At 64.5% G+C, this 17,531-nt stretch carries 16 protein-coding genes; 12 read left to right on the forward strand and 4 right to left on the reverse strand.

What is annotated here, in order from left to right:
- Positions 1 to 389, forward strand: a 389-nt coding sequence (locus tag JWR89_RS00195; RefSeq protein ID WP_299710259.1) for an isocitrate/isopropylmalate family dehydrogenase, incomplete at its 5' end; no start/stop codon positions are given.
- A 156-nt stretch (positions 390 to 545) separates the two neighbouring features.
- Here the strand turns inward: JWR89_RS00195 and JWR89_RS00200 are convergent.
- The 3 genes from JWR89_RS00200 to JWR89_RS00210 all read right to left on the reverse strand — a co-directional run bounded on the left by JWR89_RS00200 (position 546) and on the right by JWR89_RS00210 (position 3,925).
- Positions 546 to 1,457 carry an NAD(P)-dependent oxidoreductase gene (locus tag JWR89_RS00200; RefSeq protein ID WP_299710262.1) on the reverse strand — a complete coding sequence of 304 codons (912 nt, stop codon included), beginning with the start codon at positions 1,455 to 1,457 and terminating at the stop codon, positions 546 to 548.
- A gap of 257 nt (positions 1,458 to 1,714) precedes the next feature.
- Positions 1,715 to 2,968 carry a Zn-dependent hydrolase gene (locus JWR89_RS00205; RefSeq protein ID WP_299710264.1) on the reverse strand — a complete coding sequence of 418 codons (1,254 nt, stop codon included), beginning with the start codon at positions 2,966 to 2,968 and terminating at the stop codon, positions 1,715 to 1,717.
- Positions 2,969 to 3,019: 51 nt separating this feature from the next.
- Positions 3,020 to 3,925: a LysR family transcriptional regulator gene (locus tag JWR89_RS00210; RefSeq protein WP_299710266.1), complete on the reverse strand. Its 906-nt coding sequence runs from the start codon at positions 3,923 to 3,925 to the stop codon at positions 3,020 to 3,022.
- Positions 3,926 to 4,044: 119 nt separating this feature from the next.
- Here JWR89_RS00210 and JWR89_RS00215 point away from each other — a divergent pair, with 119 nt between their 5' ends.
- The 6 genes from JWR89_RS00215 to JWR89_RS00240 all read left to right on the forward strand — a co-directional run bounded on the left by JWR89_RS00215 (position 4,045) and on the right by JWR89_RS00240 (position 9,757).
- Positions 4,045 to 4,863 (forward strand): putative hydro-lyase, encoded by an 819-nt coding sequence (locus JWR89_RS00215; protein WP_299710268.1) that lies wholly within the window; start codon positions 4,045 to 4,047, stop codon positions 4,861 to 4,863.
- Positions 4,864 to 4,944: 81 nt separating this feature from the next.
- Positions 4,945 to 6,198, forward strand: coding sequence for an ABC transporter substrate-binding protein (locus tag JWR89_RS00220; RefSeq protein ID WP_299710269.1), 1,254 nt, complete (start codon positions 4,945 to 4,947; stop codon positions 6,196 to 6,198).
- Between the two features lie 275 nt (positions 6,199 to 6,473).
- Complete coding sequence (locus tag JWR89_RS00225; protein ID WP_299710271.1) at positions 6,474 to 7,352, forward strand: branched-chain amino acid ABC transporter permease; 879 nt, start codon at positions 6,474 to 6,476, stop codon at positions 7,350 to 7,352.
- Positions 7,352 to 8,338 carry a branched-chain amino acid ABC transporter permease gene (locus JWR89_RS00230; protein ID WP_299710272.1) on the forward strand — a complete coding sequence of 329 codons (987 nt, stop codon included), beginning with the start codon at positions 7,352 to 7,354 and terminating at the stop codon, positions 8,336 to 8,338. Before JWR89_RS00225 ends, JWR89_RS00230 begins: the two co-directional genes overlap by 1 nt.
- Positions 8,335 to 9,069 (forward strand): ABC transporter ATP-binding protein, encoded by a 735-nt coding sequence (locus JWR89_RS00235; RefSeq protein WP_299710274.1) that lies wholly within the window; start codon positions 8,335 to 8,337, stop codon positions 9,067 to 9,069. The genes JWR89_RS00230 and JWR89_RS00235 overlap by 4 nt, the downstream gene beginning before the upstream one ends.
- Positions 9,053 to 9,757 (forward strand): ABC transporter ATP-binding protein, encoded by a 705-nt coding sequence (locus JWR89_RS00240; protein WP_299710275.1) that lies wholly within the window; start codon positions 9,053 to 9,055, stop codon positions 9,755 to 9,757. The genes JWR89_RS00235 and JWR89_RS00240 overlap by 17 nt, the downstream gene beginning before the upstream one ends.
- Positions 9,758 to 9,888: 131 nt before the next feature.
- On the opposite strand, the gene JWR89_RS00245 is transcribed toward JWR89_RS00240, so the two are convergent.
- Positions 9,889 to 10,560, reverse strand: coding sequence for an aldolase (locus JWR89_RS00245; RefSeq protein WP_299710277.1), 672 nt, complete (start codon positions 10,558 to 10,560; stop codon positions 9,889 to 9,891).
- Between the two features lie 123 nt (positions 10,561 to 10,683).
- Here JWR89_RS00245 and ltnD point away from each other — a divergent pair, with 123 nt between their 5' ends.
- The 5 genes from ltnD to JWR89_RS00270 all read left to right on the forward strand — a co-directional run.
- On the forward strand, positions 10,684 to 11,601 hold the full coding sequence (gene ltnD, locus JWR89_RS00250; RefSeq protein ID WP_299710279.1) for an L-threonate dehydrogenase: 918 nt from the start codon (positions 10,684 to 10,686) through the stop codon (positions 11,599 to 11,601).
- A gap of 154 nt (positions 11,602 to 11,755) precedes the next feature.
- Positions 11,756 to 12,535 carry a 2-oxo-tetronate isomerase gene (gene otnI, locus JWR89_RS00255; RefSeq protein WP_299710281.1) on the forward strand — a complete coding sequence of 260 codons (780 nt, stop codon included), beginning with the start codon at positions 11,756 to 11,758 and terminating at the stop codon, positions 12,533 to 12,535.
- On the forward strand, positions 12,532 to 13,806 hold the full coding sequence (gene otnK / locus JWR89_RS00260; protein ID WP_299710282.1) for a 3-oxo-tetronate kinase: 1,275 nt from the start codon (positions 12,532 to 12,534) through the stop codon (positions 13,804 to 13,806). The genes otnI and otnK overlap by 4 nt, the downstream gene beginning before the upstream one ends.
- A 183-nt stretch (positions 13,807 to 13,989) precedes the next feature.
- Entirely contained in the window at positions 13,990 to 15,681 is a 1,692-nt protein-coding gene (locus JWR89_RS00265; protein WP_299710284.1) for a methyl-accepting chemotaxis protein, read from the forward strand.
- A 645-nt stretch (positions 15,682 to 16,326) separates the two neighbouring features.
- On the forward strand, positions 16,327 to 17,531 hold a 1,205-nt coding region (locus JWR89_RS00270; protein WP_299710286.1), incomplete at its 3' end, for an efflux RND transporter permease subunit.

Below are 17,531 nucleotides of genomic sequence, written 5' to 3' on the forward strand. Positions count from 1 at the left end.
CGCATTTCGTGCTGAACCCCGACAAGTTCGACGTCGTGGTCGGCTCCAACCTGTTCGGCGACATCCTGTCGGATCTAGGCCCGGCCTGCACCGGCACCATCGGCATCGCGCCGTCGGGCAACATCAATCCGGCCGGCGATTTCCCGTCGGTGTTCGAGCCGGTGCACGGCTCGGCGCCGGATATCGCAGGCATGGGCATCGCCAATCCGATCGGCATGATCTGGTCCGGCGCCATGATGCTCGAGCACCTCGGTGAAAAGACCGCGGCGGACTCGATCGTCAAGGCGATCGAGCGCACGCTCGGCGAACGCACGTTGCGCACCCGCGATCTCGGTGGCCAGGCCGACACCGGCGCGTGCGGCAAGGCCGTGGCTGAGATGGTGGAGTAGGACGCTGTCGTCGTCCCCGCGAAAGCGGGGACCCATAGCCTCTGTCTGCCGCTGTTATGGACGATCGCTGCTACAGCGCCAGACATGATGACAGCGGCTATGGGTCCCGGGTCGGCGCTCGCTTTGCTCGCTGGCCCGGGACGACAGTTCTTCTTGTCAGCCCGCTGCGATCCTGCGGCAATGCGCCCACGCCGCGGCGATCAGGTTGTCGCTCGCTTCCGGCGTGCGGAACGCGGAGTGCGCCGACAGCGTCACATTGGGCAGCGCGGTCAGCGGATGGCCGGCCGGCAACGGCTCGATGTCGAACACGTCGAGCCCGGCGTGGCGCAGGTGGCCGGATTTCAACGCGTCGATCATCGCGGCTTCGTCGACCACGGCGCCGCGTGCGGTGTTGACGAGAATGGCGCCCGGCTTCATCTGCGCGATGCGCGCGCGGGTGAGGAAGCCGCGGGTGCCGTCGTTGAGCAGCAGGTGCAGCGAGACCACATGGCTTTGTGCCAGCAGGGTATCGATATCGACGAAATCGACGCCGGGATATTGCTTCGGCGACCGATTCCAGGCGATCACCTTCATGCCGCTGCCGAGCGCAATGCGCGCGGCTTCCGCCGCGATGCCGCCGAAGCCGATCAGGCCCAGCGTCTTGCCGGTCAATTCCATGCCATCGTCGCGCAGCCAGTTGCCGGCGCGCATTTCGCGGTCCATTTTGGCGAGGCCGCGGGCGCTCGCCCACATCAGCGCGATGGCGCATTCGGCCACCGCGGTGTCGCCATAGCCGCGGATCAGGTGCACCTCGATGCCGAGCCCGGCGAGTTCTTCCGGATTCATGTAGCTGCGCGCGCCGGTGCCGAGAAACACCACATGCTTCAGGCCGGTACATTTCTTCGCGATGTCGGTGGGCAGATAGGTGTGATCGACGATGGCGATCTCGGCGCCATCGAGCACGCCCGGCAGTTCGTCCGGCTTCACATCGGCATCACGATGAATCTTCACCGCGATATCGCCGGGCAGGGCCAGCCGTTCGACAATCATCGCCAGCGATTCACTGGCATCGACAAATACAGCGCGCATGGGAGTTTTGCTTTCGGGTTGTCGTTTCTAGAAGTCTGCATTCATCGAGATTGAAGCGCTTTGAATCGTGTCCCGGACGCGGTGCGGCACTCTTGTGCCGCTCCGCAGAGCCGGGACCGTACCAGACGCTGGAGTTTTTGGCGGTCCCGGCTCTGCGGTGCACCACGCCTCCTGCGGAGGCGCAGTGCACCGCGTCCGGGACAAGATCTACCAAAATGAATCGCACTCTAGCAGCCGTCATCGCGGGGGTATTTTGTTTACTTGGTCGCGACGCCGGCGAGGGCCAGCACGGTGTGCATCAGGACATTGGCGCCGGCGGTGCAGTCGGCCTGGGTGGCGTCTTCCAGCTCGTTGTGGCTGATGCCGTCCTTGCACGGCACGAACACCATCGCCGCCGGCATGATGGTGTTGAGATTGCAGGAATCGTGGCCGGCGCCGGAGGTGATGCGGCGATGGCTGTAGCCCAGCGCCTGCGCGGCATTCTCGACCGCGTCCACCAGCGCCTTGTCGAAATGCGTCGGCGGCTTGTGCCAGACTTTTTCGAGCTTGACCTCGACCTTGCGATGCGCGGCGATCTCGGCCACCGCGGCCGTCAGCGCCTTGTCGAGATGGTCCATGATCTCGGCATCGGCGCTGCGCATGTCCACGGTGAAGGCGATCTCGCCGGGAATCACGTTGCGCGAAGGGCTGGCGATCACCGCCTCGCCGATGGTGCCGACCGCCTTCGGCCCAAAACCCGAAGCGATGCGCTCCACCGCCAGCACGATCTCCGACAGCGTCGCCAGCGCGTCGCGGCGCAATGTCATCGGCGTCGAGCCGGCATGGCTTTCGAAGCCGGTGATCTGGCCGTCATACCACAGCACGCCCTGGCCGGAATCCACCACGCCGATGGTCTTGCCTTCGGCCTCCAGGATCGGGCCCTGCTCGATGTGCAGTTCGACGAAGCCGGTGAATTTCTGCGTGCCGACCGCGACGTCGCCGCGATAGCCGATCGAGTCGAGGGCTTCGCCGACGGTGACGCCGGCGCTATCCTTGCGGGACAGGATGTCATCGGTGGTGAAGTCGCCGACATAGGCCGCCGACGCCATCATCGCCGGCGCGAACCGTGAGCCTTCCTCGTTGGTCCAGTTGGCGATGCAGATTGGCAGCTCGGTCTCGATGCCGGCGTCGTTCAACGTGCGCACCACTTCTAGCGCGGCCAGCGTGCCCAGCACGCCGTCGAACTTGCCGCCAGTGGGCTGGGTGTCGAGATGCGAGCCGAGGCCGATCGGCGGCTTCGACATGTCGCGTCCCTTGCGCAGCGCGAACATCGAACCCAGCGCATCGACATGCACCTCGCAGCCGGCGGCTTCGCACGCGGCGCGAAACCAGTCGCGGACCTGCTTGTCCTCAGGACCGAGCGTCAGCCGCTTCACGCCGCCCTTCGGCGTGCCGCCGAACTTTGCGGTTTCGTGAATGGTGCCCCAGAGCCGCGCGGAATCGATTTGCAAATTGGTTGCGATCTGGGTCATGCAGTTGGCCTCGAAATTTTTGTTGATGACGCTTGCTTTTCAATGACGCGGTCAGGCGGGCGCGTCAACCGACGTGCTTTCCTGCGCAAGCTTGGTGGCGAGATCGGCGACGAGTTCGATCGCGACCGTGTCCGGCGACGCCAGCCAGCTGGCCGAAAACGTCAGCGGCGCAATTTTCAGATCGGTGCAGAGCAGCTGCAGTCGTCCGGACGCCAATTCGTTCTCGATAATCGCCGTGGGGATCAGCGCGATGCCGAGCCCCTCGATCGCCATGTGGATCACGGTGGACATCGATGCACTGGCGTGCAGCCGGATCGGCGGCAGGTCAGGCCGGTTGAACAGCGAACGCACGATCTCGTAGGGTCGGGTCTTGCGCGAAAAGGTGATGATGGGAAATTTCGCGAGATCGTGCACCGAGAGCGGGCCATCGCCAAGCTTGAGCGAGGGGCTGGCGAGGAATCCGACCGGGTAGTCGCACAGCACCCGGTTGTGAACATTGGGGGTCGATAGCGGCCCGAGCACGAAGGCGAGATCGATCTCCTGCGCCTGCAGCCGCGCGTTCAGGTTCGGCGTGATGTCGACCTCGATCTCGAGCGACAGGTTGGGATAGGCGATGTTGACGTCCTTGATCAGTCGCGACAGCCAGGTATGCACGATGGTCTCGGCGACGCCGAGCCGCAGCACGCCGTGCATCGCCGAGCGGTTGCCGACCGCGGCCATCATCTCCGAGCGCAGTCCGATCAGCTTTTCCGCGTAGACCATCATCTGGCGACCTGCTGGCGTCGGCGACGCCACGCGGTGGTCGCGCTGCAGCAGCCTGACGCCGAGTTCGCGTTCGAGCTGGGCGATCCGCTGCGAGATCGCCGGCTGGGTGGTGTTGAGTTTGTGAGCCGCGCCCCGGAAGCTGCCGAGCGTCACGACCCACAGGAAGGTCTCGATTGCCTTGAAGTCCACCATTTCTCTAGCCGCCCTCGGATCGATAAAAATATTTTATCGATCCCGATTAAAAAGTAAGATTAGACTTTATAGTAGACATAGGTTTTCATCACTGTCGAGATAATAGGCAGGGCGACGTTATGGCTGATTTAGCGGCACAGCAGCACCTCGACGGCGCCGACGCGGTGTCTCCGAGCGTCCAGGCGCGCCGCGACTACCGCGCCGGCAAATATGGCTCGACCGCCGGCGTTGCCCCCGGCTTCGTCCAGGGCAACCTGGTGATCCTGCCGGAAGCGCAGGCGGGCGCCTTCCATCGCTTCTGCCAGCTCAATCCGAAGCCATGCCCGATCATCGGCATGTCGGAAGTCGGCGATCCCCGGATTCCTTCGCTGGGTCTCGATCTCGATATCCGCACCGACATTCCGCGCTACGTGGTGTGGGAGAATGGCGAGGCGATCGACCGGCCGGCCGAGGTGATGAAATACTGGCGCGACGATCTGGTCTCGTTCGTGATCGGTTGCTCCTATTCGTTCGAAGAGGCGATGCTGGCCGACGACCTGCCGATCCGTCACATCGAACAGGATGTCCTGGTGCCGATGTACCGCACCAATATCGCCTGCAAGCCGGCAGGTCCGTTCGCCGGTCCGATGGTGGTGTCGATGCGGCCGCTGAAGCCGGCCGACGCAATCCGCGCGGTGCAGATCACGTCACGCTTCCCCGCGGTGCACGGCGCGCCGGTGCATCTCGGTCTGCCGCAGTCGATCGGCATCAGTGACATCAACAAGCCCGACTATGGCGACGCCGTGCAAATTCACGACGATGAGATCCCGGTGTTCTGGGCCTGCGGCGTCACGCCGCAAGCCGTCATCGCTGCGGCGCGCGTGCCGTTCGCGATCACCCACGCGCCCGGAGTGATGCTCGTTACCGACCTCCAGAATAAGCATTTGGCTGTTTTATAAGAAGCAGCTTGCCGATCTTTCAGGCTTTACCGTACCCTTGATTAGTTTCATCGATAGCCGCCGGTCACAAAGGATCACGATATGACAATCTCTCGCCGAAACGTACTGCTGGGAGGCGCTGCCTCCGCCGCGCTGCTGCCGCTTGCCACCACTGCTGTCCGCGCGCAGGTCAAGGAAGTCGTGATCGGCGTGATCTATCCGCTGTCCGGCGCCAGCGCGCAGATCGGCGTCGATGCCCAGAAGGCGTTCGAAACCGCGGCCGACATCATCAACAAGGACCATGATTTCGCGCTGCCGATGGCGAAGGGCGAAGGCTTTAGCGGTCTCGGCGGCGCCAAGGTGCGCCTCGTATTCGCCGACCATCAGGCCGATCCGCAGAAGGGCCGCGCCGAAGCCGAGCGCCTGATCACCCAGGAGAAGGTCTGCGCCATCGTCGGCAGCTACCAGAGCTCCGTGGCGGTCACCGTCAGCCAGATCTGCGAGCGCTACCAGATCCCCTACATCTCGGCCGACAACTCGTCGCCCAGCCTGCATCGCCGCGGCCTCAAGTTCTACTTCCGCGCAGCACCCCATGACGAAATGTTCTCGACCGCGATGTTCGACTTCTTCGATGCGATGAAGAAGAAGGGCCAGAAGATCGAGACCCTGGCGCTGTTCCATGAAGACACCATCTTCGGCACCGACTCCGCCAACGCGCAGCTCAAGCTCGCTGCCGACCGCGGCTACAAGATCGTCGCCGACATCAAGTACCGCGCCAACTCGCCGTCGCTCACCGCCGAAGTGCAGCAGCTCAAGGCAGCCGATGCCGACGTGCTGATGCCGTCGAGCTACACCACCGACGGCATCCTGCTGATCAAGACCATGGGCGAACTCGGCTACAAGGCCAAAAATATTGTGGCCCAGGACGCCGGCTTCTCCGAGAAGGCGCTGTACGACGCGGTCGGCGACAAGATCCCAGGCGTGATCTCGCGCGGTTCGTTCTCGCTCGATCTCGCCGCCAAGCGGCCGATGGTCGGCAAGATCAACGACCTGTACAAGGAGAAGTCGGGCAAGGACTTCAACGACTACTCGTCGCGCCAGTTCATGGGCCTGATCGTGATGGCCGATGCCATCAACCGCGCCAAGTCCACCGACGGCGAGAAGATCCGCGAAGCCCTGGTCGCCACCGACATGCCGGGCGACGTCACCATCATGCCGTGGGAAAAGGTCAAGTTCGACGACATGGGCCAGAACAACTTCGCCAACCCGGTGCTGCTGCAGTACAATGGCGGCAAGTTCGAGACCATCTATCCGCCGCAGGGCGCGGTCGCCGAAGCCGTCTGGCCGATGAAGTAAGCGGTCGCTCTATTGAGCGATCACGACTAACCGGGCGGCGGCTTTTTCCCTCCCCCCGCACTTGCGGTGGGGAGGGTGGCCGGCCGATAGGCCGGTCGCGTGGGGGGCGCCACAGACGCTTTCGCCCGCGGCGCCCCCACCCCGGCCTCCACTCCCGACGATGCTATCGCATCGTCGTCCGTTCGGCCGACCCTCCCCACCGCGCGCTGCTGTGCAGCGCTTGGGGGAGGGATACTACTGCCGCCTTCACTCTACGACACTGAGAGGATCGCAACTTGACCGCCGCGACGATAATCCAGAGCCTCGCCAGCGGATTGCTGATGGGGCTGCTCTACGGCCTGATCGCGGTCGGCCTTGCGCTGATCTTCGGTCTGATGGACGTGACCAACTTCGCCCATGGCGAGTTCCTGATGCTGGCGATGTATGGCGCGTTCTTCCTGTTCGCGTTCTTCGCGGTCGATCCGCTGCTGGCGGCGCCGCTGGTGGCCGCCGGGATGTTCGTGTTCGGCGCGGTGATCTATCTGCTGATTGTGCGCTTCGCCATGCGGGCCAAGGCCAATATCGGCATGGTGCAGATCTTCACCACCTTCGGTTTGGCCATCCTGATGCGCGGCCTCGCGCAGTTCTTCTTCACCCCGGACTATCGCAGCATCCCGACCTCCTGGCTCGGCGGCAAGACGGTGTCGTTCGGCGGCATCTTCCTGCCGGTGCCGCAGCTGGTCGGCGCGCTGATCTCGGTCGCCGCCTTCGGCGCGCTGTTCTTTTTCATCAAGAAGACCGATTTCGGCCGCGCCCTTGAAGCTACGCGGGAAGACGCCGGCGCCGTGGCGCTGGTCGGCATCGACAAGAACAAGGTGTTCGCGCTCGGCTGGGGCCTCGGCTCCGCGCTGGTCGGCCTCGCCGGCGCGGTGATGGCGTCGTTCTTCTATATCTATCCCGATGTCGGCGCGTCGTTCGCGCTGATCGCCTATGTCACCGTGGCGCTGGGCGGCTTCGGCTCGGTATTCGGCGCTTTCGCCGGCGGCATCATCGTCGGCCTCGTCGAGGCTTCCACCGCGCTCATTCTGCCGCCGTCGCTGAAGTCGGTGGGCATCTACGCCGTCTATCTGCTGGTGGTGTTCATCCGGCCCCGCGGCCTGTTCGGATCGATCTGATGGATACAACCTTCGCCCAGAGCCGCCGCCGCGACCTGATCCTGGCCATCTTCCTGGCCGCGCTCGCCGCCGTCGTCCCGTTCTTCGTCAAGGACGTCAACATCCAGAACATCATGGTGCTGACCCTGATGTGGGCGGCGCTGTCGCAGAGCTGGAATATCCTCAGCGGCTATTGCGGCCAGATCTCGCTCGGCCACGCGCTGTATTTCGGCCTCGGCGCCTACACCACGACGCTGCTGTTCACGAAATTCGGTGTGCTGCCGTGGTTCGGCATGGTGGCCGGCGGCACGATCTCCGCGCTCATCGCGCTGGGGCTGGGCTATCCCACCTTCCGGCTGCGCGGGCACTATTTCGTCATCGCCACCATCGTCATCGCCGAGATCGGCCTGCTGCTGTTCCACAACTGGGATTATGCCGGCGCGGCGCTGGGCATCGACGTGCCCGTGCGCGGCGATAGCTGGGCCAAGTTCCAGTTCACCAGGAGCAAGCTGCCCTATTACTACTTCGCGCTGGTGTTCTGCTGCGTCGCCTGGCTGGTGACCTGGAAGCTGGAAAATTCCAAATGGGGTTTCTGGTGGCGCGCGGTGAAGGACAATCCGGACGCGGCCGAAAGCCTCGGCGTGGTGGTGTTCAATTCCAAGATGGGCGCCGCCGCGATCTCCGCCTTCATGACCGCCATTGGCGGCGCGTTCTACGCGCAATATGTCTCCTACATCGATCCGGACAGCGTCATGACCTTCCAGTTCTCGCTGCTGATGGCGTTGCCGGCGGTGCTGGGCGGTATCGGCACGTTGTGGGGGCCGGTGCTCGGCGCGGTGATTTTGATTCCGCTCACCGAACTCACGCGAAATTATCTCGGCGGCTCCGGCCGCGGCGTCGATCTCATCCTCTACGGTGCGGTGATCGTGCTGATCTCGCTGGCGCGGCCGGAAGGCCTCATCGGCCTGTTCTCGCGCAAACCGGCTTCCAAAGGAGTGCCGCAATGACGACGCCCCTGCTTGAAACCCGCGGCGTCTGGCAGCGCTTCGGCGGCCTGATCGCCAACAGCGATGTCTCGATTTCGGTCGGCGCCGGCGAGATCGTTGGCCTGATCGGTCCCAATGGCGCCGGCAAGTCGACTCTGTTCAACCTGATCGCCGGCGTGCTGCCGCCGACGCAAGGGTCGATCTGGTTCAACGGCGAGGACGTCACCCGCATGCCGGCCGCGGAACGTTGCCAGCGCGGCATCGCCCGCACCTTCCAGGTGGTGAAGAGCTTCGAGACCATGACGGTGATCGACAACGTCATCGTCGGTGCGCTGGTGCGCACCACGGTGATGCGCGACGCCCGCCGCAAGGCGCAGGAAGTGCTGGAATTCTGCGGCCTCGGCGCGCGCGCCAACGTGCTCGCCAGCCAGCTCATTCCGTCGGAGAAGCGCCGCCTCGAAGTGGCGCGCGCGCTGGCCACCGAACCGAAGCTGCTGCTGCTCGACGAATGCCTCACCGGCCTGACGCCGCTGGAGGCGCAGTCCGGCGTCGCTTTGGTCCGCAAGGTCCGCGAGACCGGCGTCACCGTCCTGATGGTCGAGCACGTCATGGAAATCGTCATGCCGCTGGTCGACCGCGCCATCGTGCTCAATCTCGGAAAAGTCCTCGTCGAGGGCAAGCCCACGGACGTCGTGCGGCATCCGGAAGTCATCAGCGCTTACCTCGGGGATCGTCATGCTATCAGTGCATGAAGTCACCACCGCCTATCAGGGGCTGGTCGCGATTTCTTCCGTCACCATCGAAGTCGCCAAGGGCGAGATCGTCGCGGTCTGCGGCGCCAATGGCGCCGGCAAATCGACGCTGATCAAGACCATCGCCGGCGCCGAGCGTCCGCGCTCCGGCACCGTGACCTTCGACGGCGAACAGATCAACGGCGTGCCGCAGCATCTGATCACCGCGCGCGGCATTGCCTACGTGCCGGAAAACCGCCGGCTGTTTCCGCGCCTCTCGGTCGGCGACAACCTGCGGCTCGGCAGCTACATGTATCGCGGCAAGCCGGATCGCGATGAGCCTCTGAAGCTGGTGTTCGAGCTGTTCCCACGTTTGTCGGAACGCCTCGAGCAGCGCGCCGAAACGCTGTCGGGCGGCGAGCAGCAGATGCTCGCGATCGGCCGCGCGCTGATGACCCGTCCGCGGCTGCTGATGCTGGACGAGCCGTCGCAGGGCATCATGCCGAAGCTGGTCGATGAGATTTTCCAGGCGGTTGTCAAGATCCGCGACATGGGCATGACCGTCTTGATCGTCGAGCAGCGCATGTCGGAAGTGCTGGAGATCGCCGACCGCGCCTACATCCTGCAAACCGGCCGCGTCCAGATGCAGGGCAACGCCGCGGAGATTCTCGGCAATCCGGATGTGCGCAAGGCGTATCTGGGGCTGTAGGTTCGAGTTTTCACCGCAATCACCACCGTCATCCTGAGGTGCCGTCGCCCTTGCGACGGCCTCGAAGGATGGCCGCGAGCACCGGCCCCTGTGGCTGCATCCTTCGAGGCTCGCCGAAGACGGCGAGCACCTCAGGATGACGACGGTGAGTGGTGGTCATGCTCCACCAACCCCAGCCCGAACGTGTCCGACAAATCCTTCACCTGCGCCGGCGACAGGAACCGCGGGTTCAGTCCCCGCAGCAGCAGGTACAGTTTCGCGGTCTCTTCCAGTTCTTCGATGGCGTACACCGCGGCTTCCAGCGAATCCCCGGACACCACCGGGCCGTGGTTGGCGAGCAGCACCGATGAATACTGGCCGGCCAATCCCTTAATGGCGTCGGCTACCGCCGGGTCGCCTGGCCGATAATACGGCAGCAGCGCCGTGGCGCCGCATTTCATCAGGTAATACGGCGTCATCGGCGGCAGCGCCGCGCGCGGATCGATCTCGGGGAGCATCGACAGCGCGACCGAGTGGGTGGAATGCAGATGCACCACCGCACGCGCCGCGCTGCGGGTCTGGTACAGCGCGCTGTGCAGCGGCACTTCCTTGGTGGGGGCGTCACCCGACAGCAGCCGGCCGTCAGAACCGAGCCGCGACAGTTTCGCCGGGTCGAGCGATCCCAGCGAGGCGTTGGTCGGTGTCACCAGCCAGCCGCCGTCGTCGCAGCGCACGCTGATATTGCCGGAGGAACCCGGGGTCAGCCCGCGCTCGAACAACGAGCGGCCGAGCCGGCAGATTTCCTCGCGCCATTTCGTTTCCATCGCGGCAATCCTTTTCGGCTTTTTCACACGCTTTCGCCGCACGGCCAAGCCGTGTTACCCAAGGCCAAGTGAACGATAAGGCCGCGCAGCAAGCCGGCCATGAGGAAACCGAAGGATCGCCGCATGCCGCCGACTGCATCTGAGAAACCGCGCGTTGCCGTAATCGGGCTGGGCTCGATGGGCTACGGCATGGCGACCTCCCTGAGACGTGCCGGTTTCGCGGTGACCGGCTGTGACGTGTCGGCGGACTCCGTCAAACGCTTCGTCGGCGAAGGCGGCCAGGGCGCGGCGACGCCCGCCGCGGCGGCGCAAAATGCCGACATCATTGTCAGCGTGGTTGTCAATGCCGCCCAGACCGACGCCATTTTGTTCGGCGTGAATGGTGCCGCCGCGACCCTGGCGAAGGGCGCCGTATTCGTCTCCTGCGCGACCATGGACCCGGATGTGGCGCGACGGCTCTCCAGGGAGCTCGAGGCCACCGGCCGGCACTATTTGGACGCACCGATCTCCGGCGGCGCGCAGCGCGCGGCCGAGGGCGGCCTCACCATCCTGGCCTCCGGCAGCGCGGCGGCTTTTGCCAAGGCCCGGCCGGCGCTCGATGCGATGTCCGCCAAGCTCTACGAGCTAGGCGACGCCGCAGGGCAGGGCGCGGCCTTCAAGATGATCAACCAGCTTCTGGCCGGCGTGCATATCGCCGCCGCCTCCGAGGCGATCGCCTTTGCCGCCAAGCAGGGGCTCGACATCCGCAAGGTCTATGAGGTGATTACCGCCTCGGCGGGCAATTCCTGGATGTTCGAGAATCGCATGCCGCATGTGCTCGATGGCGATTACACGCCGCGCAGCGCGGTAGATATTTTCGTCAAGGACCTCGGCATCATCCAGGACATGGCGCGCACGGCGAAATTCCCGGTGCCGGTGTCGGCCGCGGCGTTGCAGATGTTCCTGATGACCTCGGCCTCCGGCATGGGCCGCGACGACGACGCCTCGGTGGCGCGGATGTATGCGAAGGTCACGGGGACGAAGCTGCCGGGGGATGGCTAGCGTAGTCGTCATTGCGAGGAGCGAAGCGACGCGGCAATCCAGAGGCCATAAGCAAAGACTGGATTGCTTCGTCGCAAGGGCTCCTCGCAATGACGGGGAGGGGTCGGTGCTCTAACTGCCAACTACGCATGCGCCTACAAGGGAAACTGCCAAAATGCCCCGCTTCGCCGCCAATCTCAGCATGATGTTCAACGAGCATCCGTTCCTCGATCGTTTCGATGCCGCAGCGAAGGCCGGCTTCACCGCGGTGGAATTCCTGTTTCCCTACGAGCATCCCGTGGAAGCCATCGCGGAGCGGCTGGAGCGTAACGGGCTGACGCAGGCGCTGTTCAACCTGCCGCCGGGCGACTGGAACGCCGGCGAAAAAGGCTTTGCCGCAAGGCCCGACAAGTTCGACGAGTTGCGGCAGAGCATCCACACCGCGCTGCCCTATGCCACGGCCACCGGCGTGCGGCGCCTGCATCTGATGGCGGGCATCGCCGACCGCAAGGATCCGAAGGCCGTGGCGGCGTTCCGCAAGTCGCTGGAGTGGGCAGCGAATTTCCTCGGCGAGCACGGCATCGACGTGGTGATCGAGCCGATCAATTCGCGCGACGTGCCCGGCTACTTCCTCAATGACTTCATGTTCGCGCGCGACCTGATCGTCGATATGGGAATCCCCAATGTCGGCCTGCAGTTCGACATCTACCACTGCCAGATCCTGCATGGCGACGTCACCATGCGGCTGCGCGAGATGCTGCCCCATATCGGGCATATCCAGATCGCCAGCGTGCCGTCGCGAAATGAGCCCGGCGAGGAGCTGAACTATCCGTTCCTGTTCGAGGAACTCGACCGGCTCGGCTACGAGCACTTCGTCGGCTGCGAATATCGCCCGGCCGGCGACACCGTCGCAGGCCTCGGCTGGTTTCAACCCTATGCCGGAGCGAAAGCATGACGCTGGCGCTGGGCTGCATCGCCGACGATTACACCGGCGCCTCCGACCTCGCCAACACGCTGACGCGCTGCGGGTTGCGCACCGTGCAGACCATCGGCATTCCCGCCGACGATCTCGATCTGCCGGAGGTCGATGCCGTCGTGGTGTCGCTGAAGAGCCGCTCCATCGAAGCCGGGCTCGCGATAGAGCGCTCGCGCGCCGCCGAAAAGTGGATCCGCAGCCGCGGCGCCGATCACGTGCTGTTCAAGATCTGCTCGACCTTCGACTCCACCGACGCCGGCAATATCGGCCCGGTGATGGACGCGCTGCGCGCCGACTCCGGCGACGCCATCGTGCTGGTGACACCGGCGTTTCCGGAGACCGGCCGCACCGTCTACCAGGGCAACCTGTTCGTCGGCGCGGTGCCGCTGAACGAGAGCCCGCTGAAGGATCACCCGCTCAATCCGATGCACGATTCCAATCTGGTGCGGGTGCTGGCGCGCCAGAGTGCGGCGAAGGTCGGCCTGCTCGATCTCGCCACCGTCACCCGCGGGCCGGAGGCGGTGCGGGCGCATCTCGATGGTCTCGTCGCCAAGGGATTTGGTGCTGTTATCGCCGACGCGGTGTTCGGCCTCGATCTCGAAACCCTCGGCGTGGTGGCGCTGGGGCATCGCGTCTCGGTGGGCGCGTCCGGCCTCGGCCTCGGACTGGCGCGCGCGCTGGTGGCGTCGGGTCGCGTCGCGTCGCAACCGGTCTGCGCGACGACCGACGATCCTGTGGGTGGTTCCGCGGCCTGTCTGGCCGGTAGTTGTTCGCAGGCCACGCTGCAGCAGATCGCCCGCGCCGAGCAGACCATGCCGGTGTTGCGTCTCGATCCCGAGCGGATCGTCACCGGCGCGGAGGAGACCGCGCGGGCGCTGGCCTGGGCCAAAGAGCGTCTCGGCCAAGGGCCGATCCTGATCGCCTCGAGCTCGACGCCGGATCAGGTCGCGGCCGTGCAGGCCCGCCATGGCCGCGATGCCGCCGGCCACGCCATCGAGCAGGCGATGGCCGATCTCGCCGAGGGTCTGGTACAGGCCGGCGTGCGGCGGCTGGTGGTCGCCGGCGGCGAGACTTCCGGCGCGGTGGTGGACCGGCTCGGCATACCCGGTTTTCTGGTCGGTGCCGAGATCGCACCCGGCGTGCCGGTGCTGCGCGCCGTCGGCGCGCCCCCCGCGATGCTGCTGGCGCTGAAATCCGGCAATTTTGGCGGCGCGGAGTTCTTCCGTGACGCGCTGCAGTTGATGCGGTGATCGTGCAGCGCGCATTCCTTGGACGCACCATCGCACCGTGCTTCGCCTAATTTCTTAACGCTACATCGCTAGAATCTGTCGGTGAAACTGATCTCGACATTGAGGTCGGTGTTCGGCAGCCGCGATCGTGTCCGTCATATGGTTCGACGATTCGCCGATGGTACACGCCTAAGGACATAGCTGATGCTCGCCTCGCTTTCCATCCGCGCCAAGGTCACGATTGTTCTTTCAATCCTGCTGCTTGCGATGACGGTCATGGGCTTGTTTTCCATTCGCAAGTTGCAGTTGAGCAATGCCGACACGATTGAAATCCAGTCGAACTGGCTGCCAAGCGTCGGAGCGCTCAGCGCCCTGCGCCAATCGACCAACGCCTACCGAGGCGTGGTGCGCGAACATATCCTGTCGGAAACCATCGAGCAGATGGATACGACGGAAAAGCAACTGGCCAAGATATCGAAACGCGCGGCCGAAGAGCGGGCGGCCTATGCCAAAATGATCAGCGCGCCCGGTGAACTAGCCATCTTCCGCGATTGGGAGCGACAATGGGACGAATACGAAAAAGGCAGCCTGACAGTTGTCGCGATGGATAGGAAGAATTTTGGCAAGAGCTTTCATGAGGCTCATGAGCTGAACCAGAAGGTTGTAAACCCCGTGGGCAGCGATGCCGACGAGTTTCTAAAGAAGCTCGCTGACTTCAACAAGCAAGGCGCGGACGACACGGCAAGACTGGCGAACGAGAGCTATGCCTTTTCCTTCAGATTGCTGGCTTCCCTTCTGGGCGCGTCGCTGGTCCTCGCCATCGGCGTCGGCATCTACCTGGTCAAGGACGTCTCCCGCGGCATTGCCTCGATCGTCCAGCCGATGCAGGCGCTCGGCGCCGGCGATCTGACAGCGGTGGTGCCGCATCAGGGCATGAAGACCGAAATCGGCACGATGGCGGATTCGCTACAGGTCTTTAAACAGGCGCTGATCGACAAGAAGGCCGCGGACGAGGCCGCGATGGTCGATGCCGAAGCCAAGATCGAACGCGGCCGTCGCGTCGATGGCATCACGCGCGATTTCGAAGCGATGATCGGCGAGATCGTCGATACCGTGTCGTCGGCCTCCACCGAACTCGAAGCTTCCGCCAGCACGCTGACCGCGACCGCGGAGCGTTCGCGGGAATTGACCACGGCCGTCGCTGCCGCGTCGGAAGAAGCCTCCACCAATGTGCAGTCGGTGGCGTCCGCTACTGAAGAGATGGCGTCGTCGGTCAACGAGATCAGCCGCCAGGTGCAGGAATCGGCGACGATTGCCGGCCAGGCCGTCGATCAGGCGCGCAAGACCAACGATCGCGTCGGTGAACTCGCCAAGGCCGCTGCGCGGATTGGTGACGTGGTCGAGTTGATCAACACCATCGCCGGACAGACCAACCTGCTGGCGCTGAACGCGACCATCGAAGCGGCGCGTGCCGGCGAAGCCGGTCGTGGCTTTGCGGTGGTGGCTTCCGAAGTGAAGGCGCTGGCGGAGCAGACCGCCAAGGCCACCGGCGAGATCAGCATGCAGATCTCCGGCATCCAGGCGGCGACGCAGGAGTCGGTCAACGCGATCAAGGAGATCGGCGACACCATCGGCCGAATGTCGGAAATCTCCTCGACCATCGCCTCGGCGGTGGAAGAACAGGGCGCGGCGACGCAGGAGATTTCCCGCAACGTGCAGCAGGCCGCGCAGGGCACCATGGAAGTGTCGTCCAACATCACCGACGTGCAGCGCGGCGCCAGCGAAACCGGCTCGGCCTCGTCGCAGGTGCTGTCGGCCGCGCAGTCGCTGTCTGGTGACAGCAACCGGCTAAAGGCCGAGGTCGGCAAGTTCCTAAGCGCGGTACGCGCGGCGTAAGCGCCGTCGGCCCTTTCTTTCCTCTCCCCTGCGCGAAGCGTAGCTTCGCTGGGTGGGAGAGGGTGGATCGAATGCGAAGCGTTCGAGACGGGTGAGGGGGCGCCCCAAGCTCCGAGCCTCGCCACTACCCCTCATCCGTCGCGGCTGCGCCGCGCCACCTTCTCCCACCTAGCGAAGCTTCGCTTCGCGCGGGGGAGAAGGAAGAAGAAAACAAGCGCCTGGTAAATTCACGGAGCCGGTCCGCTCAATCCCGCATCGCCCGGCTGCCTCAATAGGCACGCGCCCGCGCAGCAAATGCGCATTACCAATAGTTCATCTACGCAGCCGGTCGCTTCGGGCCTGAAACTGTTGTTCCGTGGCCACGACGTACCGCAAATATTAACAATCCCGTTGAAGTGATAGCGCGTGACCGGCGCTGCGTTGGCAATTTCGCCTGAGGTCGGGTAGGTCTTGCAGTGCGAAGAGGCCTGCCGGCTCGCGCGACAGCGTCACGTCATCGTCGTCCACTGATGAACCAAGCTCATAGGCGCATGCGGCGCCGGCTGGCTATTCGGGCGTCGGGGACTGCGTTAACAGGGTTGTCGGGGCGTGGTTGGCGGGCTGTGGGCTCGTCGCGTCCGTTCATGCATCGAGGGCTGACTGTTCATGATTGCTTTAGTGCGCATCGCTTTGAGCCGGCCCTATACGTTCGTCGTGCTCGCGCTGCTGCTGCTGATCGTCGGCCCGCTGGCCGCGCTGCGCACGCCGACCGATATCTTTCCCGAGATCCGCATCCCCGTGATCGGCGTGATCTGGCAATATACCGGCCTGCCGCCGGACCAGATGGCTGGCCGCATCACCACGCCGTTCGAACGCTCGCTGACCACCACGGTCAACGACATCGAACACATCGTGGCGAATTCCTATGCCGGCTTCGGTATCGTCAAGATCTTCTTCCAGCCCAATGTCGACATCCGCACCGCCAATGCCCAGGTCACCGCGATCTCGCAGACCCTGCTGCGGCAGTTGCCGCCGGGCGCGACGCCGCCGCTGATCCTGAACTATTCGGCCTCCACGGTGCCGATCATCAACATCGCGCTGTCAGGCGAAGGTTTTAACGAGCAGCAGCTCCAGGATATCGCCTTCAACCAGTTGCGCACCCAGCTGGTCACCGTGCCCGGCGCCGCGATCCCGTTCCCGTTCGGCGGCAAGCAGCGCCAGGTCACCATCGATCTCAATCCCGGCGCGCTGCAAGCGCGCGGGCTGTCCGGCCAGGACGTCGCCAACGCGCTGGCGGCGCAGAACCTGATCACGCCGGTCGGCACCCAGAAGATCGGCGGATTCGAATACACCATCAACCTCAACAACTCGCCGCTGAAGATCGAGGAACTCGGCAACCTGCCGATCCGCGCCGTCAACGGCGCCATGGTCTATGTGCGCGACGTCGCCTCGGTGCGCGACGGCAACTCGCCGCAGACCAATATCGTCCATGTCGATGGCAGCCGGTCGGTGCTAATGCAGGTGCTGAAGGCCGGGTCGGTCTCGACGCTGGATATCATCGCCGGCATCAAGCAGAAGGTGATCGACTATCGCCCGGCGCTGCCCGACGGGTTGAAGATCAACTATATCGGCGACCAGTCCGGCTTCGTGCGCGGCGCCATTTCCGGCGTGGCGACCGAAGGCGCCATCGCGGCCCTGCTGACCTCGGTCATGATCCTGCTGTTCCTCGGCAGTTGGCGCTCCACCGTGATCATCGCGGTGTCGATCCCGCTGTCGATCCTTGGCGCCATCATCATGCTGTCGATGATCGGCGAGACCCTCAACATCATGACGCTCGGCGGCCTGGCGCTGGCGGTCGGCATTCTCGTCGA

The organism is Tardiphaga sp. (assembly GCF_028290785.1).
Classification (GTDB): Bacteria; Pseudomonadota; Alphaproteobacteria; order Rhizobiales; family Xanthobacteraceae; genus Tardiphaga.